Here is a 20,115-nt window from a genome sequence, read left to right as displayed (position 1 = left end):
GTTCGGTTCGTTCGGCACGAGCCGCGGCCACGATCTCCACCGATCAGTAGTGGTAGGTGTCCGAGGGAGCCGGCGAATGCACCTGCTCGTCCTCGAACTCCGATGGCACGATGCCGTAGGACCGGGCCAGGTCGAGGATCTTGGTGGCGCGCGCGATGCGGGGCAGGTCCGAGCCGTTGCGGATCTCGCCACCGTCCCGCTCAAATTCAGCGAAAAACTCTTTCGCCCAGCCGATTTCGTCCTGAGACGGGGACAGGCCCTCGTTGACCACGGCGCACTGGTCCGGCGACAGGCAGATCTTGCCGGTCATGCCGAACTCGACGGACACCGCGGTCGCCTCGATCAACTTCAGCGGGTTGGAGCCGATGGTGGGCCCGTCGATCGCGCTGGGCAGGCCCGCCGCCTTGGCCGCGATGGTGAACCGGGACCGCGCGTAGGCCAGCGTGGCCGGTTCTTCGCCGAAGCCGGTGTCCCGACGAAAGTCGCCGATGCCGAAGGCGAGCCGGAAGGTGCCTTTGGCCGCGGCGATCTCGGTGATGCGCTCCAGTCCGCGAGCCGTTTCCACCAGCGCCACGACGGGAACATTCGGCAGCCGCTTGGCGGTCTCGGTGACGTGGTCGACCGATTCGACCATCGCCAGCATCACCCCACCCACCGGCGTGTCGGCCAGCTGCGCGAGGTCGTCGGCCCACCAGGGGGTGCCGAAGCCGTTCACCCGGACCCAGTCGTTGTTGTCAGCGCCCAGCCACCGGACCACATTGTCGCGGGCACTGACCTTGTCTTTGGGCGCCACCGCGTCCTCGATGTCGAACACCACGATGTCGGCGCGCGAGTGCGACGCGGCCTCGAACCGGTCGGCGTGCGTGCCGTTGACCAACAGCCAACTCCGGGCCAGAACCGGATCGATGCGTGAGCCGACGTCGGCGGGATCCGTCGCGTCGTGATTGGCTTGGTCATACATTGCGCGCTCTGCCGCCTTCTCGTGCCGGTCGATGTCGGACTAGTCGCCCATTACCGTAGCGACAGCACCAAGTCATGGCGGCGCGACCTACGACGCCGCCTCGCCGAGCAGGGCCAGGCCTAGTTCGAGCGGCTCCACCTCGAGTCCGGCGAGATCGGAGTTGTAGTACGGCCCCAATAGATCACCGCGCTCATGCAGCTGCCGCAACGGTCCGCTGACGAACTCGTCGAGGTCCATGGCCGCAGGCGCCATGTGCACCCACGGCCCGCTGGCATGCTGGCGGGCGTAGGCGGCCGCGGAGAAGACCAGGTGTACGACGACGGGTTCGCCGTCGGCGCATTCGCAATCATTGGATTCCACCCACGCGCCCTGCAAGTCGGGATCGAGGAGCAACCAGATTGTCCCTTCGGTCCGCACGCGGGCGAGAAACCGCTGGTAGCGGGCCTCCAGGTCCACACTCAGGTGCAAAGCCATGCCATACCATACTCAGAGAAATAGTGCCCTATGCAAATAGTGTGATAGAGCTTGCACGGGGCTCGGCTCCGAATCGCCGCCAGGACTGCAGTCATGGTGTTGGATGGCGGGGTGGGAGATATCAGCCGAAGTCGGACGATAGCGGCGCAGCCGCAGGCGATTTGGGATGTCCTTGCCGATTTCGGCGCTCTGAGTTCGTGGGCGGACGGCGTCGACCACTCTTGCATCCTTAATCACGGCCCCGACGGCGGACCGTTGGGTACCACCCGCCGCGTCCAGGTGGGGCCCAACACCTTGGTGGAGCGAATCACCGAGTTCGACCCGCCCGCGACGCTGGCCTATGACATCGAAGGCCTGCCGGCCCGCTTACGCAAAGTCGCCAACCGCTGGACGCTACGCCCGGTCGGCGCCCACACCGCGGTGGCGTTGATCAGCACGGTCGAGGTGGGGACCGGCCCCCCGGCCCGGATGGCCGAGTGGGTCGCGCTGCGGGTCCTGGCCAAGCAGTCCGATGCGCTCCTGTCCGGATTGGCACGACGAATGGAGAACGCGCATGTCTGACCGCCCCGACATCGTCATCGTGATGACCGACGAGGAGCGGGCGGTCCCTCCGTACGAGTCGGACGAGGTACTGGCCTGGCGAGATCAGACATTGACCGGTCGCCGCTGGTTCGACGAGCACGGCGTGAATTTCACTCGGCACTACACCGGTTCGCTGGCCTGCGTGCCGAGCCGCCCGACAATCTTCACCGGCCAGTACCCCGACCTACACGGCGTCACCCAGACCGACGGCATCGGCAAGCGTTTCGACGACTCACGACTGCGCTGGCTGCGCGCCGGCGAGGTTCCCACCCTGGGCAACTGGTTCCGTGCAGCGGGATACGACACCTACTACGACGGCAAGTGGCATATCTCGCACGCCGACCTCGAGGACCCGGCGACGGGCGGATCCCTGGCCACCAACGACGACGACGGCGTCGTCGACCAGGATGCGGTGCAGCGCTATCTGGAGGCCGACCGGCTCGAGCCGTACGGCTTCTCCGGGTGGGTGGGCCCGGAGCCACACGGGGCGGGGAACGCCAACAGCGGCTACCGTCGCGACCCGCTGATCGCGGATCGGGTAGTCGCGTGGCTCAACGACCGGTATGCCCGGCGCCGCGCGGGGGACCCCGAGGCACAACGCCCGTTCTTGCTGGTGGCCAGTTTCGTCAACCCGCACGACATCGTGCTGTTCCCCGCCTGGGTGCGGCGCAGCCCGATCCAGCCCTCGCCGCTGGACCCGCCTGCGGTGCCGGCGCCGCCCACGGCCGACGAGGATCTGTCCACGAAGCCGGCCGCGCAGATTGCGTTCCGCGAGGCCTACTACTCCGGATACGGTCCGTCACCCGCGGTCAGCCGCTCCTACAAGCGCAACCTGCAGCGCTACCGCGACCTGTACTACCGGTTGCACGCCGAGGTCGACACACCGATCGACCGGGTGCGCCGAGCGGTCACCGACGGCGGTTCCGACAACGCGGTACTGGTGCGCACCTCCGATCACGGTGATCTGCTCGGCGCGCACGGCGGGCTGCACCAGAAGTGGTTCAACCTCTACGACGAGGCCACCCGGGTGCCGTTCGTCATCGCCCGCATCGGCGCCAACCCAACCCAGGCGCGCACCGTCGCCGCACCGACGTCGCACGTCGATCTGGTGCCGACGCTGCTGGGCGCGGCCGGCATCGACGTCGACGCGGTGGCGACCAAACTGGCCGAGTCATTCTCCGAGGTGCACCCGCTGCCCGGCCGCGACCTGATGCCGGTGGTTGACGGCGCTCCGGCCGACGAGGATCGCGCCGTCTACCTGATGACCCGCGACAATGTGCTCGAAGGCGACACCGGCGCCTCAGCCCTGTCCCGCCAACTGGGTCGCGATGTGAATCCGCCTGCGCCGCTTCGCATCAAGCTGCCCGCGCACGTGGCCTCCAACTTCGAGGGCCTGATCGCGCGGGTGGCCGCTGAGGACGGCGGCGACGGGCACTTGTGGAAACTGGTCCGCACCTTCGACGACCCGGCCACCTGGACCGAGCCCGGTGTCCGGCACCTGGCCGCCAACGGGATCGGAGGCGAGGCCTACCGCACCGACCCCATCGACGACCAGTGGGAACTCTACGACCTCACCGCCGATCCCATTGAGGCACAGAACCGTTGGAGCGACCCGGAACTGCACGACTTGCGGCAGCAGTTGCGGATGCAACTCAAGCAGGCCCGGGCATCGGCGGTGCCGGAGCGCAACCAGCCGTGGCCCTACGTCACCCGACAGCCTCCGGCCGGCGAGTCCGAGGGTCTGGTGCGCCGGGTGCTGGGGCGGTTCCGCTAATTCCGCGCACCGAGATTGCCGTGATGGTCGCGCCGCCGCGCAAATCACGACCAACGGCGCAATCTCGGCGAAAGGGAGGCCACTGGAAGGATGCGGCAAGTGTCCTATCCGGCATTTATTGCGTCCCGGACGTATTGCCCGTAGTCGTGACCGGCCGTCAGTGAGTGGTGCCGCATTGATCCGTCAGGCCCACCCGGGTGCCGACCGCCCAAAGATTGTCAGGACTGCAGATCCAGTACCTCGACGCCAGATGACTCAGGCCCCGCGGCAGATCGCCGAGGAATGCAATGTCGTCCGGATCGACCATCTCGGCGCCCCCAGTTGCGCACCTGACGGACGGCGAGGTTGCCGTTGCGGTCGTGATCTCGCGCCGATCACAGCCATAGCGGCCATCTCGAGGCAGGAAGTCGCCTTCGTGCGAAAGTTGGCTCTATGACTGGCAGGGTCGCGGTGATCGGGGCCGGACCCGGCGGACTGGTCGCGGCGCGCTGGCTGGCGGGACGGGGCTTTGAGCCGACGATTTTCGAACAGACCCCGGCACTCGGCGGGCAGTGGACCGGTCTCGAAGGTCACAGCGGCGTGTGGCCGGCCATGCGCACCAACAGCAGTCGTGTCCTGACGGCATTCAGCGATCTTGCGCCCGAAACCACCTCGGCCTACCCGTCGAACCCCGAAATCCTGGACTACCTGCGCCGCTACGCCGACACGTTCGAGCTCACCCCGCGCATCCGGTTCGGCACCCGGGTCGATCGGCTCCGGCGGGCCGACGACGGGTGGCTGCTCAGTCATTCCGGCACTGCCGAACGATTCGACCGGGCCGTCGTGGCCACCGGCCGGTTTCATCTGCCCGCCATCCCCGAAGTGCCGGGCCTGCAACACTTTTCCGGCACACTCGGCGCCGCCTCCACCTACCACTATCGCGGACCTGACCGGTATCGGGGTAGACGCGTACTGGTGGCCGGCAGCGCCATCAGCGCCCTCGACATCGCGACCGAGCTCGCCCACGGCGGCGCTGCCGCAGTGACAGTCACGCAACGGCGGCAGCGCTACGTTCTGCCCAAGTTCGTCGCCGACGTGCCGTCGGACCACCGGATGTTCACCCGCTACCACGCGCTGGCCGCCGACTCGCTGCCGGAAAACGAAATGGACTCCCAATTAAGGCAGTTGGTTGTCGCGGCCGGCGGAAACCCCGCGGACTACGGGGCACCCGCACCGCATCCGTCCTGGGCGGAGGCCGGTATCACTCTCAACGACGGCTACCTGCCGCTGGTCGCCGCGGGCCGAATCACGGTGCGGCCGTGGATGAAATTCGTCACCGACGGGTGCGCGACCTTCGCCGACGGGCACGCCGAGGAGTTCGACGCGGTAGTCCTGGGCACCGGCTACCAGCTGAACGTGCCGTTCCTGGAAGCCGACATCCGAGCCCTGCTCCGCATCGATACCACGCACCTGGACGCCGACCGCTTCACCTTCCATCCCGATCTGCCTGGGTTGGCGTTCGTGGGAATGTGGGATCAGTCGGGCGGATACTTCGTGCCGCTCGAACTTCAGGCGAGATGGATCGCATACAGCTGGAGCGGCACGGTCCCTGCTCCCGTGGAGTCCGACCAACGGCGGTCGGTGAACGCCAGTCGCGCCGCGCGCGGCAAGACACGGATGGACCGTGTCGCAGTGACGTTCGCCCGCGCCGCCGGGGTGGAGCCGCAGCTGGAGAGCTGGCCACAACTGCGCCGCGCACTGTTGTTCGGCCCCCTGGCACCGAGTTGCTTCCGGCTCGAAGGACCCGACGCCCTGCCCGATGCGCCGGAGCGGTTCGCGCGTGACGCCGCCGCCTTCGGTGCGATCACGTCCAACGACCTGACCGGAAATGAACGCCGACGTCTGTCCTTATTGAGCGTTGCCGGACAGTGACTTCGTCGCCCGTTGCTGCCGCGCGGCATAAAGAATCGACCCTGCCGTCTGATACGGCACGCTGTCGCGATGGGCGGCCGCAATGGGCAGGTCGGCGGCCAGGCGCAGCATCATTAGCGCGAGCGTGCCGTTGGTCGAGTACGGGACGATCAACACATTCGCCAGCGCCTCGGCGCCGGTCACCGTCATCACATGCTGCTGCTTGTGCTGCCAACCCTGCCAGTTCAAATCGGGTGGCCGTTGCAGCGACGGCCAGTTCACCGCGATATTGGTGATCTCACCGAGTCGCGCCCGCAGGGCGAGAATCAGTTCGGGCAACTCAACGCCGATCCGGTCGGTGCGCGGCCACCAGGCCCCGTCGATGTCATGCCCGAGCTCGGTTGCCAGGGTGAGGCGTATCGGGGTGGACTGACGTCGCACCCCCAGCGAGTAGTTCACCGGGGCTTTTCCTTCGTGCTCGGGATCGTCCGCCCCGCGGTTGCGGGACGACGGAGGAATCGCATTGCCCTCAAGGCACGGCCCGTAACTGATTACGACCATCGCTGACAACGAAAAGGCTCGGGCGTGACGCTACGCCCCCACGAGAACGGCCGAACCGCGGGCCAGGATTCGCGATCGGCGGCGGTCACTTGCGGCATAGGGGAGGATGGAAGCATGGCCACAGACAATTGGTGCGACGCACCCGAGCTTCATCCGTCGGAGATCCGGGTAGGTGACACCATTGGCACGGTGGACTCTGACCATCTCCCTTACCTGGTCAAGATGATCAGCACGCCACAAGCAGGATCGACCAGGTGGACTTTTTTCGGCCGCGACAAGAACGGCCGGCAGCACTCGAGCACATTTCGCGATGGTCAACTGGTCCGTCGATACGCCAAAGCCTCCTAAGACCGGGGACCGAACGGTCGATGCCGAAGTTCTCGCTGCCGGACGATAAACCCCAAGGCCTGGCCTCTCCGGCGACGGCCAAGATCATCAAGTATTCGTCGAGGGCGCACGTCGCGATCTTCAAGCTGACCAATGGTCGCATCGGCAACAAGTGGCGCATCGGCGCCGGTTTCGAGAAGCCGGTGCCGACGTTGCTTCTCGAGCATCGCGGTCGCAAGTCAGGCAAACTGTTCACCACTCCGCTGCTGTACATGCGTGACGGGAATGACTTCGTCATCGTCGCCTCACAGGGCGGCCACCCCAAAAACCCGCAGTGGTACTTCAACCTCGTCGCCGACCCCGATACCCGCATCCACGTGAAAGGCCAACGCAATCTTGCGGTTTCGGCCCGCGTCGCGTCGCCCGAGGAGCGCACCGCGCGGTGGCCCCGGTTGGTGGATCTTTACGCCGACTTCGCGAAGTACCAGCGGTGGACGGACCGGGAAATCCCGGTCATCATCCTCTCGCCGCGTTAGCCGTTGGCCGTCAGCTGTTGGCCGTCAGCCGGAAAAGGGCGCGGTCCAGCATCGGCAGGATCTCGGTGATCGGGATCTCGCCGGCAGCGAATCGGGCGACCAGACCGTAGGCGAGATTGGACACGATCGGCGGCAATTCCTGCACCAGATCCGGCTCCGCTCTTTCGAGCACGGCCATCGCAGCGGGGACCACCGCGTCCAGACCGTGGCTCACCAGCCGTTGCCCTCCCGGGGCTGAGCGCGCGCGGAAGTAAGCCCGCAACATGTCCGGATGACGCTCCCAGGGCTCGAAAATGGTGCGGAAGACCCGCATCAGACCGTCGTAGACGGATTCCCCGGGCACTGGCGTCTGCGACGCCAGACCCGCATACCGGTTTTCATCCATCCAGCGCTGCAGGGCGGCCAGAATCAGGGCGTCCCTGGTGGGGAAGCGCTTGTAGATGGTGGTCAGCGAGGTGCGCGCCCGCTTGGCGACTTCGCGGAGCTGCACGGCGTCGTAGCCCTCTTTTTCCAGGATCTCGACGACCACGTCGAGGACGGCGTCGGACTCCTCGGTCATGACCGCCGCGCGAACCACGTCCACCCCTGCCTCGAACTTGCCCTAGCTCAGTAACACGGTTACTGTACCGGCTGTAACGAGGTTACTCAGCAAGGAGGCTGCCGATGCCCGGCCGAGTAGCAGGCAAAGTCGCATTCGTCACCGGCGCGGCACGGGGCCAGGGCCGTAGCCACGCCGTGCTGGCCTTTACCAAGAGGCGCGCGAGGCCCGCTACATCACCGGCGGCACCCTGCCCATGGACGCGGGAAGTTGCCTGAAGTAGCGAAAGGAACTGCCGTGACCGTCACGTCGGAAACCGACGTCTACTACGACCCCTACGACGTCGATATCACCGCCAACCCCTACCCCACTTTCGCCCGCCTGCGCGACGAAGCTCCGCTGTACTACAACGAGCGTTACAACTTCTGGGCGATCTCCCGCCACGCTGACGTCGAGAAGGCGCTGTCGGATTGGGAAACGTTCTCCAACAGCCGAAGTGACATCCTGGAGCTGATTCAGTCCAAGTTCCCCATGCCTCCGGGCGTGATGATGTTCGAAGACCCGCCGGTGCACACCATGTTGCGTGGGGTGATGTCGCGGGTTTTCACGCCGCGGCGGATGGCCGCGATCGAGGACCAGATCCGGACGTACTGCGTGCGCTGCCTGGATCCCCTGGTCGGCTCCGACGGTTTCGACATCATCGCCGAACTCGCGTCCATGATGCCGATGCGCGTGATCGGGATGCTACTGGGCATCCCCGAAGACGACCAGATCGGGGTGCGCGACGCCAACGACGCCAACCTGCGCACCAAGCCCGGCACACCGATGAAGGTGGCCGACCCCGACTCGATCGCCGACGGCCGGATCTACGCCGACTATGTGGACTGGCGCGCCAAGAACCCGTCCGACGATCTGATGACCGCGCTGCTCAACGTCGAGTTCGAGGACGAGAACGGCGTGACGCGGAAGCTGACACGCATGGAGGTGCTGCACTACACACAGGTCGTCGCCGGCGCCGGCAACGAGACGACGGGCCGATTGATCGGCTGGCTGGCCAAGGTGCTGGCCGAGCATCCCGACCAGCGTCGGGAAGTCGAGCGGGACCGCTCGCTGCTGACCCGCGCGGTGGACGAGACGTTGCGCTTCGAGCCGACCGGTCCCCATGTGGCGCGCTACACCCTCCGCGACTTCGAGAGCTACGGCACCACCGTGCCGGCCGGTAGCGCGATCCTGCTGCTGTTCGGATCGGCCAACCGGGATCCGTTGCGCTATCAGGATCCTGACACCTTCAATCTGCGCCGCGACAACATCTCCCACCTCACCTTCGGCAAGGGCGCGCACTACTGCCTCGGGGCCAACCTGGCACGCCTGGAAGGCAGGATCGCACTCGACGAACTGCTCAACCGGTGGCCCGAATGGAACGTCGACTATGACAGCCTCAAGCTCGCGCCGACCTCGACGGTCCGCGGCTGGGAGCGCCTGCGCATCGTCTTTTCCTGACGTTCAATGCAATCAAGCGAGCTCGACCGGCTCATCCAGGCGGCGCAGCGACTGATCGCGCGATTCCGCACCCGCATCCCGCGCCGAGAAGGTCGGCAGCGTCGGGCGCTCGAGCTAGACATCCCAGGTGGTTAAGTCGTCAAGCTGCTGCGGGGGTTTGGCGGTGGGCCCAAGCTGTGTATTCGTCGTATGGCGTGTGGTGGCGTAGGCAGCCGTGGAGGATGCCGACGAGTCGGTTGCCGAGGGCGCGTAGGGCCTGATGGTGGGTGTCACCCTTGGCGCGGTGCTGGTCGTAGAAGGCGCGGGCACCGGGGCTTCTGGTGAGGGCGCAGAATGCCCATTGATCGAGCGCGTCGTAGAGACGTCTGTTGCGGGCGTGGCGGGCCAGCACGGCACGTTTTCGGCCTGATGCGATGGTCAACGGTGATGTTCCGGCGTAGTTCTTGCGACACTTGGCAGTGGTGTAGCGGTTCGGGTCATCCCCGAACTCACCGAGCACCCGGGCGCCGAGCACAACACCAAGTCCTGGCAGGGAACGGTAGATGTCGGCGTCCGGGTGTTTCTCAAAATGGTCGGCCAGCGCGGTCTCGAGCTCGTCGATCTGAACATTGAGTGCGGCGATCACATGGACCGCTGCAGTCGTGGTGGCGCCGAAGGCAGTAGCCACCGCTGGGGGTGCTGTGAGGTGTTCGCGACGCAAAATGGTCTGAATCTGCCCAGCGCGTGTCTCGATATTGCGTTGCCGGCCAGCCGCTTTGAGCGCTGAGCCGATCTTCGACAGGCTCAACCGAGCGCCCTGTTTAGGAGTGGGTGCGCGACTCAAGACTGCCAACGCGTCACCGTCGGTGAGGGATTCGAAGGCCTCCAGGGCGGCGGGGTAGTACTCCCGCAGGCCGCTGCGCAGCATGTTGGCATGGCGCGTCCGTGCCCAGATCAAGCTCTGATGGGTACGGGCCAGCACCTTGATCGCCTCGGCATCGGCGCTGTCGCCGGCGATCCGGCGGTGGTTGTGCCGATCGGTTCGGACCAGGTCAGCGAGCACTTTGGCGTCCCCGGCATCGGACTTCGCACCCGAAACATGGTGGCGATCGCGGTAGCGGGCCGCCGCCATCGGGTTGATCGCCCACACCTGATAACCGGCTGCTGCCAACGCCGAGACCCACAGGCCACGATCGGTCTCGATGCCGATCATCACCTGGTCGGGTTCCTCGGCGTGTGCGGCAACCAATTCGTGTAAGGTGCCAATCCCTAGTAAGCCCTCGGGTAATCGCCGGGCTGCCAATCGTTGGCCAGCCTCGTCCATCAGATACACGTCGTGATGGTCTTCGGCCCAGTCGTTGCCGACAAAGATCACCAGTGCCCACCTCCTGCAGTCGTCGTTGACTCACATTGAGCCAGAGGACACCCGGCAGCGGACTAATGGATCAGTGCTCGCAGTGGCACGACATCCCATCAGCGCTTCAAGCGACCTCACCGAACCGGCCGGGGCACGATCTAGCTCTAGGGATCAACATTCATCCCGGTCCTACACAGTGCTCGCCGGCCAGCGGCTCGATGATCAGCGTCCTGCGGTCAACAGCTCAAACCCGACAACGCCACGCTGATCGACTCCCATTAGTCCACGGCGGGCCCTTCGGAAGCCCGTTTGGCCGGGCGCGCCGCGCCCCAAAGCCCGACGCCGACGCCGACAATCGCGCCGCCGAGACCGACGATCTGTTGGGAGCGCTTGAGCTCGCCGTGCACGGACAGACCGCCGAGCAGATCGGCCGCGTCCGCACCGCCAGAAGCCAGGAACCAGCCGCGGGTGTTCTTGCCGCGCAACGCCGACGTGGCGAGCAATCCGCCGATCAGAGCGTCGCGGTAACCCATCGACCGCAACAGCAGTTGCGCCGTCGCGGTCTGGTCGTCCGGATCACCCCAGAGTTTGTTCGCCTTGACGGGGTCGATAAGGAATGAGATGCCCGACGCGAGTCGGATGCTGCCCGCGATGAGTGCGGCACGATCGATGGCCATGGGCGCAGCTTAAAGTCTTCCCACACCGTGCAGAAGGAGTCTGGGAATGACGTGGCAGATCGTGTTGTTCGTCGTGTGCTTGATCGTGGCCGGCGTCGGGGCTCTGGGCTGGCTGCTCGGCCGCGAGGACAAGGCCCGTGCGCGCCGCCGGACGGTGGTGATCGGAGCTTTGTTCGCCGCGGTCCTGTTCTTCCTGCTGGGCTGTTTCACCGTTGTCGGAACCCGCCAGATCGCGATCGTCACCACCTTCGGCCGACCGACCGGGGTAAGTCTGAACAACGGCTTCCACGGCAAGTGGCCGTGGCAGATGACTCACCAGATGGATGGTGCGGTACAGATCGACAAATACGTCAAGGACGGTAACCACGACGAGCGCATCATGGTGCGACTGGGCAATCAATCCACCGCCTGGGCCGACGTGAGCATCCGCTGGCAACTCAAACAACACGCCGCCCCCGAACTCTTTCAGCAGTACAAGACGTTCGACAACGTGCGGGTGAACCTGATCGAACGGAACCTGTCCGTCGCACTGAACGAGGTGTTCGCCGCGTTCAACCCACTGGACCCGCAGAACCTCGACGTCTCGCCGTTACCCAACCTGGCCAAGCGCGCCGCCGATCTGATGCGCAAGGACGTGGGCGGCCAGGTCGACATCTTCGACATCAACGTGCCCACCATCCAGTACGACCAGGGCACCGAGGACAAGATCAATCAACTCAACCAGCAGCGGGCCCAAACCTCGATCGCGGTCGAGTCTCAGCGCACGGCCGAGGCGCAGGCCAAAGCCAATGAGATCCTGTCCCGCTCCATCAGCAACGACCCCAACGTGGTCGTCCAGAACTGCATCACGGCCGCGATCAACAAGGGCATCAGCCCGCTGGGTTGCTGGCCCGGCACCACCGCCATGCCCACCGTCCCCGTCCCCGGACGGTAGTCATGACGCGGTGATCCCCATGAGAGGGTGGTTTCTCATGGAGATCCCGTTCGCCGAGGTGCTTCAAGCCCGTTTCGGTCTTCGACGCGGGCACCGCCCGCCCGGGTTCGACCTCGTGCCGGCCCTAGAGGACATCGAGGACGACGAGACCAAAGCTACCGATGCCGCCCTGGACACCGTCGAGCTGCCGTCGGCGGACCCCACCCTGCTATTGCAGAAGATGGAAAACCGGCTGGTGCGCAACCACCTGGCCAACCCTGACGTGCTCAGCGAGGAACAGGTGCGCAGACTGCGCTACATTCTGAACTTCGCCCGGCTGGCCGACTTCGAGCCGGGGGTCGCCGGCCCGGGTGGCAGCCGGGGCCGCGGCGACATCTCGGTGGGCGCGGAAATCGGACCATGGCGATCCAGGGTCGTCGATGCGTTATTCGGTCCGCTGCGTGAGGAACCCGACCAGATCAAGGCGCTGACGGCGGCACGCGAGCTGTTGGCCGGTCTGGCCGACGACCAGGACGACCAGCGGCAGGTACTCATCGATCGGCACCGCAACGACTTCTCGGCCGCCGAACTCGACGCCGAAGTGGGCTACAAGAAGCTCGTCACGGTGCTCGGCGGCGGCGGAGGCGCGGGCTTCGTCTACATCGGCGGTATGGCGCGCCTGTTGGAAGCCGGCCAGGTGCCCGACTACATGATCGGCTCTTCGTTCGGGTCGATCATCGGCAGCCTGGTGGCCCGCGAACTGCCGGTACCGATCGAGGAGTACGTGGCCTGGGCCAAAACAGTGTCCTACCGCGCCATCCTCGGGCCCGAGCGGGTGCGTCGCCGCCACGGGATGGCCGGCATGTTCGCGCTGCGCTTCGACCAGTTCGCGCACGCCCTGCTCAGTCGGGAAGACGGCGAGCGCATGCGGATGTCGGATCTGGCGATTCCGTTCGACGTCGTGGTCGCCGGGGTCCGCCGCCAACCGTACGCGGCGCTGCCCTCACGGTTTCGCCGCCCCGAGCTGGCGGCCCTGCAGCTTCGCTCACTTCCCTTCCGTCCCATTGGAATCGGGCCATTTGTGGCGGCCCGCATGTGGCAGGTCTCGGCGTTCATCGACCTGCGGGTGGTCACGCCGATCGTGGTCTCCGGCGACGATCCGGCACTCGACTTCGACGTCCTCGACGCGGCGTCGTTCTCCTCGGCGATTCCCGGTGTGCTGCACCACGAGACAAGTGACGCACGGATGCTGCCGCTGCTCGAGGACCTGTTCGCCGAGCGGGACATCGCGGCGCTGGTCGACGGCGGCGCGGCCAGTAACGTACCCGTGGAGCTGGCCTGGAAGCGTGTCCGCGACGGCAAGATCGGCACCCGCAACGCCTGCTATCTGGCATTCGATTGCTTTCACCCGCAATGGGATTCGCGACATCTGTGGCTGGCCCCAATCCTGCAGGCGATCCAGCTGCAGATGCTGCGCAACCTGCCCTACGCCGACCACCTGGTCCGCTTCGAGCCCACCCTGTCGCCGATCAACCTGGCTCCGTCGACCACGGCGATCGACCGCGCCTACCGGTGGGGACGGGCGAGCGTCGAGCGGGCGATACCGGTGACCTCGGCGCTGTTGTCGCCCACCTGGTGGGTGGGAGACGCGCCCCCGGTGCCCGCCGGGCACCCGCAGCAACACGCCACGTCGGTGGCGTCGTCGATGAGTTCGGTGATGGCGGCGATCCAGTCGCCCAGCGGCCGGCTCTCACGCTGGCGTAACCGCCACCTGACCTGAGCGGGTGCGGACTACCATGACCTCATGGTCGACACGGTCGGTGGCGCCAACTACAGCGCTGGCGAAGCGGCGGACTCGGCGAACCTGGCGTGGTCGGGCAGTAACGATGTCGCGGACTTTCAGGACCCGTCGGCCGCCGATGGCAGCCCTAGCCGTGCCCATGCCGCCGCGCCTGCTGACGAAGCCGATCTCGACCAGTCCTGGACCACCGCGTGGACCCGGGCTGCCACCGTCCTGCTCATCTGTCTGGCGCTCGCCGCTGTGATCGTGGTCGCGGGCTGGGTGATGCACCAGAACCGATCCTCGGAGACGGCCACCGAGACCGCGCGCACGACGGCCGCAACGGCGACCACCGCGGCGCCGCCCACCACCACCGTCTCATCCACGGCGGACCAGGACAGCCGGTATATCACCGCGCTCAACGACAAGGGCATCCAGTTCGCCAACCCGCAGGCCGCGGTCTTCAACGGAAAGACGGTGTGCCAGAACATCGGACAGGGCATGACGGTGCAAGAGGTGGTCGCGCAGTTCAAATCCAGCAGCCCAGACTTCGCCGTCCATGCCGAGGACTTCGTCGCCATCTCGGTCCGCGCCTACTGCCCGCAATACAACAAGCTGGTCGCCGCGATATAGATCAGTCAGTCACCGTCCGGAAGGCGCTCACCAGTTCCGTCAACACCTCCTGCGCCTGCCGGGGATCGGCGGGGAGCGTCCCGGAGAACCTGATGTCGGTGGCGCCGTCGGCCACGATGCGCGGGACCGCCCCAACCGAAGCGCGCACATCGATGCGGCGATCAGAGCCCTTGACCAGACCCGCCGAACCTTGCACCTGTAGCCCAGCCGGGTCGGCACCGGTGTCGGCGATCGCACGCTTCATCGCCGGGATGGCTCTGCCGAGGTCGCTGATCGCCGGGCCCCACGGGATCCAGCGCATCCCGAACCGGCTCAACCGGCGTGCCACCGCCGGGTTGACAGTCCCGCTGACCCAGACAGGAATTCCTCCGGGCTGCAACGGCTTTGGCATTTGATGGATGCCCTCGAAGGACAACTCGGGCGAGCTGTAGTCGCCACGCTGCTGCGTCCACAGGGTCTGACACACCTCCAGCGTGTGATCGAGCAGGCGGCCGCGGCGCTCGAAGGGCAGCCCAGCGGCAAGGTATTCCTCGCGTTGCCAGCCGATTCCCACCCCAAGATCCATCCGCCCGCCGGACAGGACGTCGATGGAGGCCAGTTGCTTGGCCAGCACCACGGGCCTTCGCAAAGCGGCCAACAAGACCGACGTCCCCAGCCGGATGCGCGTCGTCGTCGCGGCTATCGCGGTCAACAGGACGAGCGGTTCCAGCCACTGGCCGTCCGGGCCGGTCGGTTGTCTGCCACCCGTCGTCCCTCCTAACGCGGGGTCGGCGTATGCGTCGAGGTTCTCGCCGAACACGACATGGTCGGAGACCACGACACGATCGACACCAGCGTTGTCCATGGCGCGGGCGGTCTCCAGCGTGGTGTTCCAGTCGGGGTCCGGGTCGTCACTGAAGTTGCGCAGGTACATCGTGAGCATTGGACGGTGCGTCATGTGCCAGTTCCCATCACCCACCGAGTATCTCGGATACCCAGTCGGCGACGGGGGCCGACCGTGTCGGATTGACGGCCGATTCGATCACCATCAATATAGACGCATGTCGATAGGAACCAGACCTTCCGTGTTGTTCGTCTGCATCCACAACGCCGGCCGCTCCCAGATGGCCGCCGGGTTTCTCACGACACTGGCCGGTGATGCCATCGAGGTGCGCTCGGCGGGCAGCACACCGGCCGAAGCGGTCAATCCCGCCGCTGTGGCGGCAATGGCCGAAGTCGGCATCGACATCTCCAGCGCGAACCCGAAGATTCTGACCACCGACGCGGTTGCAGCCTCCGACGTCGTTATCACCATGGGCTGCGGAGACACCTGCCCGTTCTTCCCTGGCAAGAGCTATCGCGACTGGGCGCTCGAGGATCCCGCCGGCAAGGGCGTGGACGCCGTGCGGCCGATCCGCGACCAGATCGAGGCCCGGGTCAAAGGCCTCATCGCCGAGCTGCTGCCCGATACCGCGAAACGCTGAAAGCCTCTCTAGGGACAGCAATCCGGGTCGAGGACGCCCACCAGTGCGGCCACCGCGGCGCGGTGCGGGCGGTGGTACACGCTCGTGCCGCTTCTGGTCGACTCCACCAGGCCGGCATTTCGCAATTGATTCAGATGATGGCTGACCGTCGACTCGCCCACCCCGATCGCCGCTGCCAATTCCCCGCTGTTGCAGCCGTCCGTGGCGCTGCCGAACAACAGCGACATGATCTTCACTCGCGCCGGATCTGCCAGCGCCTTGAGCCGCAGAGCGACCTGCAGGGCGTCGTGATCGCTCATCACACCGGCCGCCACCGGCGCACAACACACCGGCGCGGAGATGTCGATCACCGGGAGCGCTTTGGGCATGAATCCATCATGCCACAACATTTGACATATATCGAAAAGGTGGCATGCTAGGCAGTGTCCCGTTAGTTCGACATATGTCGTAAAGGTTCCAGGAGGCATCTCATGTCCCGTATCCAGTTGGCGCTCAACGTCGATGACATCGACGAAGCCATCGCGTTCTACTCCAAGCTGTTCGACACGGCGCCCGCCAAGGTCAAGCCGGGCTATGCCAACTTCGCCGTCGAAGAGCCGCCGCTGAAGCTGGTCCTGCTGGAGAACCCCGGCCAGGGCGGCACGCTCAACCACCTCGGGGTGGAGGTTGACTCCAGCGACCAGGTACACGCCGACATCGCTCGCCTGACCACCGAGGGACTGTTCACCGAGGAGGAGCTGGGCACCACGTGCTGCTTCGCCAAGCAAGACAAGGTGTGGGTCAACGGTCCGGGCGGACACCGCTGGGAGATCTACACCAAGCTGGCCGATTCGGACACCTTCTTCGCCTCGGAGCCGGAGGCGGAAGAGGCCCGTTGCTGCGGCGCGCAGGCGAGCGTGTAATGAGGTCCGCGGTCGGCGCGGACGTGCCCTCGGTATGGACACCCCGCGATTTCCCCGACGAGACGCAGTGGTCCTTCGAGCTGTCCCGCGCCGACCGGCAGGCTCTGATCGCATACGGCCGCGGCGGTCAAATCGAAGATCTGGCAACGCACTTCGCCACCGCCACGCGACGGTGGAGTGAAGTGCTGACCGACGGGCCCGGTTTCGTGCGGCTACGGCAGTTCCCCATCGACGAGCTCAGCGAGTCCCAGACCGAGGTTGTCTACCTCGGTCTGGGCCGGCTGCTCGGCGAGCCCGTCGGCCAGGACCGCGATGCCCGCGTTCTCACCCACATCCGGGATGAACGCCTGTCCGCCGCCACCGGCGTGCGCAAGTACCGGACGAATCTGCGTCAGGATTTCCACAGCGACGGCTCCGACCTCGTCGGACTGCTCTGCCTGCACCCGGCGGCGACCGGTGGTGAATCCAGGATCGTCAGTGCGCACGCCGTCTACAACGAGATGCTCAAGCGCGCGCCGGATCTGGTCGAGGTCATGTACCAGACGATGCCATGGGACCGCAATGACGAGCAGGGTGCCGGCGAGCCTCCCTTCTTCGAGTTGCCGCCCATCACCGACCTGGGCGGGACGCCGCGGCTGTTCTTCATCGCCTGGTACATCCGCGATTCGCAACGCCATCCCGACGCACCCAGGCTCACCGAGAAGCAAAGCGCCGCACTTGATCTCGTAGAAAACATCGCCAACGACCCGGCCTTCCACATCGAGATGCGCTTCGAGCCCGGAGATGTTCAGCTGCTCAACAACGCCGTCGTCCTGCACTCACGGGAGGCCTATACCGACGTCGCCGATCCAGCGCGCCGACGACACCTGCTGCGCCTGTGGCTGAGAACCTCCACGGCCACCACCCATCAGCTGTTACGTGGCGGGATTCCGCGCCAGCAGAACCGGTGAGCCGCATCCCACCCAGGCTTGCCCCGGTATTCGATGCCTGTCAATATCGACGGGTGTCGAAATACCGTATGCTTGCCGCCGACAGCGGCTGCGAGGTCGCGCCGCTGCTCGCTGAACCGCTGTCGGACACGCAGGCGGCCGAGCTCGCGGTGAAACTCAAGGCGCTCGCCGACCCGGTCCGGCTCCGGCTGTTCAGCGCGGTCGCGAGCCGCGCCGGCGGTGAGGCCTGCGTCTGTGAAGTCTCCGAGGGCGTGGGCGTCTCGCAGCCCACGATCTCGCACCATCTCAAGGTGCTGCGCGACGCCGGATTGCTGACATCGCAGCGTCGCGGCTCGTGGGTGTACTACGCCGTCGTGCCAGAGGCAGTGCACATCCTGTCCGCAGCCCTCGCCGTCCACAGCCCAACCATGTCAGGAGCAACAGCGTGACCGACGCAAAAGCGCCAGCTCAACCCCATGAACCCGTGGTGGCCAAACTCTCCACTCTCGACCGCTTTTTGCCGCTGTGGATCGGCATCGCCATGGCTGCCGGACTGCTGCTGGGCCGAGGGGTACGCGGGCTGAACACCGCCTTGGAAAAAGTTGAGATCAACGGCATTTCGCTACCCATCGCCCTGGGCCTGCTGATCATGATGTACCCGGTGCTGGCCAAGGTGCGCTACGACCGCCTCGACACCGTAACCGCCGACCGCAGAATGCTCGTCAGTTCCCTGTTGCTGAACTGGGTCCTCGGTCCGGCGCTGATGTTCGCACTGGCCTGGCTGCTGCTGGGCGACCTGCCCGAATACCGCACCGGCCTGATCATCGTCGGGCTCGCCCGTTGCATCGCCATGGTCATCATCTGGAACGACCTCGCCTGTGGTGACCGCGAGGCCGCCGCCGTGCTCGTCGCACTGAACTCGGTCTTCCAGGTGCTCATGTTCGCCGTGCTCGGCTGGTTCTACCTGTCGGTGTTGCCCGGCTGGCTGGGCCTGTCCCAGACCTCGATCTCCACGTCGCCCTGGCAGATCGCCAAATCCGTCCTCATCTTCCTGGGGATCCCGCTGTTGGCCGGCTACCTCTCGCGCCGCTTGGGCGAGCGCGCCAAGGGCCGCGACTGGTACGAGGGGCGGTTTCTGCCGATCGTCGGCCCGTGGGCACTTTACGGGCTGTTGTTCACCATCGTGATTCTCTTTGCGCTGCAAGGTGAACAGATCACCAACCGACCGCTGGACGTCGCCAGGATCGCGCTGCCGCTGTTGGCTTACTTCGCGATCATGTGGGGCGGTGGCTACCTCCTTGGCGCTACGCTCGGCCTGGGCTACGAGCGCACGACGACGCTGGCCTTCACCGCCGCTGGCAACAACTTCGAGCTCGCCATCGCCGTCGCGATCGCCACCTACGGCGCCACCTCCGGACAAGCCCTCGCCGGCGTAGTCGGCCCCCTGATCGAGGTACCGGTCCTCGTCGCGCTGGTGTACGTATCGCTGGCTCTGCGGCGGCGGTTCCCTCTGACCAACCGCGACCTCTGACAACACGCTTGACGCGTCGATGGTGAAGATCGGCGTTCAGATTCATCCGCAGAACACGACCATGGCCGATCTGCGGGCGGCGTGGCAGGCTGTCGACGACCTCGGAGTGGACAGCTTGTGGACGTGGGATCATTTCTTTCCGCCGCTATACGGAGCCGCCGACGAAGCGCATTTCGAGGGCTGGCAGATTCTCGCCGCGATGGCGGTCACGACCTCTGCCGTCGCCCAGATCGGGATGCTGGTGACCGGCTGCGGCTACCGAAACCCCGACCTGCTGGCCGACATGGCGCGCACCCTCGATCATCTCTCGGGGGGCCGAGCCGTCCTGGGCATCGGTTCGGGATGGATGGACAAGGACGAGATCGAATACGGCTATCCGATGCGCACACCAGCGCAACGACTCGACCTGCTCGCCGAGGTGCTCCCCCGCATCCGTCGGCGCCTGGCCCTGTTGCAGCCCCCACCGCTGGGCCGGTTGCCGATCCTGATCGGGGGCAACGGGGAACGACGCACTCTTCCACTGGTGGCCCGGCACGCCGACATGTGGAACGGCTACGGAGACCCGGACACGATCCGGGCCAAGAATCAGGTCCTCGATCGGTGCTGCGACGAGGTCGGCCGCGACCCCCGCGAGATCGAACGCACGGTATGGATCGAGCGCGCCGATCCCCGCCTGATGACCTCACTCGCGGCCGCCGGGGCCGAGCACTTGATCCTCGGCCTGCGCGCGCCCTACGACCTGGCAGAGGTGAACCGCCTGGTGGCGAACCGGTCGGCGTTTTAGCACCCACTTGCCCGGGTATGCGCG

Annotated in this window: 22 protein-coding genes and 1 pseudogene; 15 read left to right on the top strand and 8 right to left on the bottom strand. The window is 66.1% G+C overall.

What is annotated here, in order from left to right:
• Positions 1–43 precede the first annotated feature (43 nt).
• Together JX552_RS08860 and JX552_RS08855 are read right to left on the bottom strand one after the other, a co-directional pair.
• Positions 44–961: an HpcH/HpaI aldolase/citrate lyase family protein gene (locus JX552_RS08860; RefSeq protein WP_205876986.1), complete on the bottom strand. Its 918-nt coding sequence runs from the start codon at positions 959–961 to the stop codon at positions 44–46.
• An 87-nt stretch (positions 962–1,048) separates the two neighbouring features.
• A complete protein-coding gene (locus tag JX552_RS08855) occupies positions 1,049–1,435 on the bottom strand; it encodes a DUF2750 domain-containing protein (RefSeq protein WP_205876985.1) in 387 nt (128 codons plus the stop codon).
• Between the two features lie 93 nt (positions 1,436–1,528).
• On the opposite strand from JX552_RS08855, the gene JX552_RS08850 reads away from it, so the two are divergent.
• From JX552_RS08850 to JX552_RS08840, 3 genes are all read left to right on the top strand, one after another.
• Positions 1,529–1,996 (top strand): SRPBCC family protein, encoded by a 468-nt coding sequence (locus tag JX552_RS08850; protein WP_205876984.1) that lies wholly within the window; start codon positions 1,529–1,531, stop codon positions 1,994–1,996.
• Positions 1,989–3,791 (top strand): sulfatase family protein, encoded by a 1,803-nt coding sequence (locus JX552_RS08845; RefSeq protein WP_205876983.1) that lies wholly within the window; start codon positions 1,989–1,991, stop codon positions 3,789–3,791. Before JX552_RS08850 ends, JX552_RS08845 begins: the two co-directional genes overlap by 8 nt.
• 432 nt (positions 3,792–4,223) lie before the next feature.
• Positions 4,224–5,702 carry a flavin-containing monooxygenase gene (locus JX552_RS08840; RefSeq protein WP_205876982.1) on the top strand — a complete coding sequence of 493 codons (1,479 nt, stop codon included), beginning with the start codon at positions 4,224–4,226 and terminating at the stop codon, positions 5,700–5,702.
• Here the strand turns inward: JX552_RS08840 and JX552_RS08835 are convergent.
• Positions 5,679–6,140, bottom strand: coding sequence for a DUF5994 family protein (locus JX552_RS08835; protein ID WP_205876981.1), 462 nt, complete (start codon positions 6,138–6,140; stop codon positions 5,679–5,681). The genes JX552_RS08840 and JX552_RS08835 overlap by 24 nt on opposite strands.
• Positions 6,141–6,356: 216 nt before the next feature.
• On the opposite strand from JX552_RS08835, the gene JX552_RS08830 reads away from it, so the two are divergent.
• Positions 6,357–6,590 (top strand): hypothetical protein, encoded by a 234-nt coding sequence (locus JX552_RS08830; protein WP_205876980.1) that lies wholly within the window; start codon positions 6,357–6,359, stop codon positions 6,588–6,590.
• A 20-nt stretch (positions 6,591–6,610) separates the two neighbouring features.
• Positions 6,611–7,105: a nitroreductase family deazaflavin-dependent oxidoreductase gene (locus JX552_RS08825; protein WP_205876979.1), complete on the top strand. Its 495-nt coding sequence runs from the start codon at positions 6,611–6,613 to the stop codon at positions 7,103–7,105.
• Between the two features lie 10 nt (positions 7,106–7,115).
• Here the strand turns inward: JX552_RS08825 and JX552_RS08820 are convergent, their stop codons facing one another.
• A complete protein-coding gene (locus tag JX552_RS08820; protein ID WP_205876978.1) occupies positions 7,116–7,664 on the bottom strand; it encodes a TetR/AcrR family transcriptional regulator in 549 nt (182 codons plus the stop codon).
• Positions 7,665–7,940: 276 nt separating this feature from the next.
• On the opposite strand from JX552_RS08820, the gene JX552_RS08815 reads away from it, so the two are divergent.
• On the top strand, positions 7,941–9,143 hold the full coding sequence (locus JX552_RS08815; protein WP_205876977.1) for a cytochrome P450: 1,203 nt from the start codon (positions 7,941–7,943) through the stop codon (positions 9,141–9,143).
• A gap of 139 nt (positions 9,144–9,282) precedes the next feature.
• Here JX552_RS08815 and JX552_RS08810 read toward each other — a convergent pair whose 3' ends face one another.
• Both JX552_RS08810 and JX552_RS08805 read right to left on the bottom strand, forming a co-directional pair.
• Positions 9,283–10,497 (bottom strand): IS110 family RNA-guided transposase, encoded by a 1,215-nt coding sequence (locus JX552_RS08810; RefSeq protein ID WP_205875203.1) that lies wholly within the window; start codon positions 10,495–10,497, stop codon positions 9,283–9,285.
• A gap of 260 nt (positions 10,498–10,757) precedes the next feature.
• Positions 10,758–11,156, bottom strand: a complete 399-nt coding sequence (locus JX552_RS08805) for a DUF4267 domain-containing protein (protein WP_205876976.1) — start codon at positions 11,154–11,156, stop codon at positions 10,758–10,760.
• 46 nt (positions 11,157–11,202) lie between these two features.
• On the opposite strand from JX552_RS08805, the gene JX552_RS08800 reads away from it, so the two are divergent.
• Genes JX552_RS08800 through JX552_RS08790 form a run of 3 tightly spaced genes read left to right on the top strand, consistent with a single transcriptional unit; the run spans position 11,203 to position 14,482 of the window.
• Complete coding sequence (locus tag JX552_RS08800; protein ID WP_205876975.1) at positions 11,203–12,090, top strand: Rv3090 family protease; 888 nt, start codon at positions 11,203–11,205, stop codon at positions 12,088–12,090.
• Between the two features lie 37 nt (positions 12,091–12,127).
• Positions 12,128–13,849, top strand: coding sequence for a patatin-like phospholipase family protein (locus tag JX552_RS08795; protein WP_205878329.1), 1,722 nt, complete (start codon positions 12,128–12,130; stop codon positions 13,847–13,849).
• 24 nt (positions 13,850–13,873) lie between these two features.
• Entirely contained in the window at positions 13,874–14,482 is a 609-nt protein-coding gene (locus JX552_RS08790; RefSeq protein ID WP_205876974.1) for a DUF732 domain-containing protein, read from the top strand.
• A 1-nt stretch (position 14,483) separates the two neighbouring features.
• On the opposite strand, the gene JX552_RS08785 is transcribed toward JX552_RS08790, so the two are convergent.
• Positions 14,484–15,419 carry a TIGR03619 family F420-dependent LLM class oxidoreductase gene (locus JX552_RS08785; RefSeq protein WP_205876973.1) on the bottom strand — a complete coding sequence of 312 codons (936 nt, stop codon included), beginning with the start codon at positions 15,417–15,419 and terminating at the stop codon, positions 14,484–14,486.
• A 109-nt stretch (positions 15,420–15,528) separates the two neighbouring features.
• Between JX552_RS08785 and JX552_RS08780 the strand changes: the two genes are divergently transcribed.
• Positions 15,529–15,945, top strand: coding sequence for an arsenate reductase ArsC (locus tag JX552_RS08780; protein WP_205878328.1), 417 nt, complete (start codon positions 15,529–15,531; stop codon positions 15,943–15,945).
• 8 nt (positions 15,946–15,953) lie between these two features.
• Here the strand turns inward: JX552_RS08780 and JX552_RS08775 are convergent, their stop codons facing one another.
• The gene (locus tag JX552_RS08775) at positions 15,954–16,313 is read right to left on the bottom strand and encodes an Rv2640c family ArsR-like transcriptional regulator (RefSeq protein ID WP_205876972.1); all 360 of its coding nucleotides are present in this window, start codon (positions 16,311–16,313) and stop codon (positions 15,954–15,956) included.
• 102 nt (positions 16,314–16,415) lie between these two features.
• Between JX552_RS08775 and JX552_RS08770 the strand changes: the two genes are divergently transcribed.
• From JX552_RS08770 to JX552_RS08750, 5 genes and pseudogenes are all read left to right on the top strand, one after another.
• Positions 16,416–16,847, top strand: coding sequence for an ArsI/CadI family heavy metal resistance metalloenzyme (locus JX552_RS08770; protein WP_205876971.1), 432 nt, complete (start codon positions 16,416–16,418; stop codon positions 16,845–16,847).
• Positions 16,847–17,797 (top strand): TauD/TfdA family dioxygenase, encoded by a 951-nt coding sequence (locus JX552_RS08765; protein ID WP_205876970.1) that lies wholly within the window; start codon positions 16,847–16,849, stop codon positions 17,795–17,797. Before JX552_RS08770 ends, JX552_RS08765 begins: the two co-directional genes overlap by 1 nt.
• 68 nt (positions 17,798–17,865) lie before the next feature.
• Positions 17,866–18,225, top strand: coding sequence for an ArsR/SmtB family transcription factor (locus JX552_RS08760; protein WP_205878326.1), 360 nt, complete (start codon positions 17,866–17,868; stop codon positions 18,223–18,225).
• Positions 18,222–19,280 (top strand): annotated as a pseudogene (gene arsB / locus JX552_RS08755) (ACR3 family arsenite efflux transporter); the annotation flags it as partial. The gene JX552_RS08760 and the pseudogene arsB, both read left to right, overlap by 4 nt.
• Before the next feature lie 46 nt (positions 19,281–19,326).
• On the top strand, positions 19,327–20,091 hold the full coding sequence (locus JX552_RS08750; RefSeq protein WP_205876969.1) for an LLM class F420-dependent oxidoreductase: 765 nt from the start codon (positions 19,327–19,329) through the stop codon (positions 20,089–20,091).
• Positions 20,092–20,115 lie beyond the last annotated feature (24 nt).

Origin of the sequence: Mycobacterium gordonae, assembly GCF_017086405.1 — a bacterium.
Lineage (GTDB): Bacteria > Actinomycetota > Actinomycetes > Mycobacteriales > Mycobacteriaceae > Mycobacterium > Mycobacterium gordonae_D.
This window is presented reverse-complemented; position numbering and strand designations above follow the sequence as displayed.

What these genes read in the sequence shown, in the direction of transcription:
- JX552_RS08795 (WP_205878329.1), top strand. Translation starts at nt 12,128, where the DNA reads ATGGAGATCCCGTTCGCCGAGGTGCTTCAAGCCCGTTTCGGTCTTCGA.
- JX552_RS08830 (WP_205876980.1), top strand. Translation starts at nt 6,357, where the DNA reads ATGGCCACAGACAATTGGTGCGACGCACCCGAGCTTCATCCGTCGGAG.
- JX552_RS08770 (WP_205876971.1), top strand. Translation starts at nt 16,416, where the DNA reads ATGTCCCGTATCCAGTTGGCGCTCAACGTCGATGACATCGACGAAGCC.
- JX552_RS08785 (WP_205876973.1), bottom strand. Translation starts at nt 15,419, where the DNA reads ATGACGCACCGTCCAATGCTCACGATGTACCTGCGCAACTTCAGTGAC.
- JX552_RS08760 (WP_205878326.1), top strand. Translation starts at nt 17,866, where the DNA reads ATGCTTGCCGCCGACAGCGGCTGCGAGGTCGCGCCGCTGCTCGCTGAA.
- JX552_RS08805 (WP_205876976.1), bottom strand. Translation starts at nt 11,156, where the DNA reads ATGGCCATCGATCGTGCCGCACTCATCGCGGGCAGCATCCGACTCGCG.
- JX552_RS08790 (WP_205876974.1), top strand. Translation starts at nt 13,874, where the DNA reads ATGGTCGACACGGTCGGTGGCGCCAACTACAGCGCTGGCGAAGCGGCG.
- JX552_RS08800 (WP_205876975.1), top strand. Translation starts at nt 11,203, where the DNA reads ATGACGTGGCAGATCGTGTTGTTCGTCGTGTGCTTGATCGTGGCCGGC.
- JX552_RS08855 (WP_205876985.1), bottom strand. Translation starts at nt 1,435, where the DNA reads ATGGCTTTGCACCTGAGTGTGGACCTGGAGGCCCGCTACCAGCGGTTT.
- JX552_RS08840 (WP_205876982.1), top strand. Translation starts at nt 4,224, where the DNA reads ATGACTGGCAGGGTCGCGGTGATCGGGGCCGGACCCGGCGGACTGGTC.
- JX552_RS08820 (WP_205876978.1), bottom strand. Translation starts at nt 7,664, where the DNA reads ATGACCGAGGAGTCCGACGCCGTCCTCGACGTGGTCGTCGAGATCCTG.
- JX552_RS08750 (WP_205876969.1), top strand. Translation starts at nt 19,327, where the DNA reads ATGGTGAAGATCGGCGTTCAGATTCATCCGCAGAACACGACCATGGCC.
- JX552_RS08850 (WP_205876984.1), top strand. Translation starts at nt 1,529, where the DNA reads ATGGTGTTGGATGGCGGGGTGGGAGATATCAGCCGAAGTCGGACGATA.
- JX552_RS08775 (WP_205876972.1), bottom strand. Translation starts at nt 16,313, where the DNA reads ATGCCCAAAGCGCTCCCGGTGATCGACATCTCCGCGCCGGTGTGTTGT.
- JX552_RS08845 (WP_205876983.1), top strand. Translation starts at nt 1,989, where the DNA reads ATGTCTGACCGCCCCGACATCGTCATCGTGATGACCGACGAGGAGCGG.
- JX552_RS08825 (WP_205876979.1), top strand. Translation starts at nt 6,611, where the DNA reads ATGCCGAAGTTCTCGCTGCCGGACGATAAACCCCAAGGCCTGGCCTCT.
- JX552_RS08860 (WP_205876986.1), bottom strand. Translation starts at nt 961, where the DNA reads ATGTATGACCAAGCCAATCACGACGCGACGGATCCCGCCGACGTCGGC.
- JX552_RS08765 (WP_205876970.1), top strand. Translation starts at nt 16,847, where the DNA reads ATGAGGTCCGCGGTCGGCGCGGACGTGCCCTCGGTATGGACACCCCGC.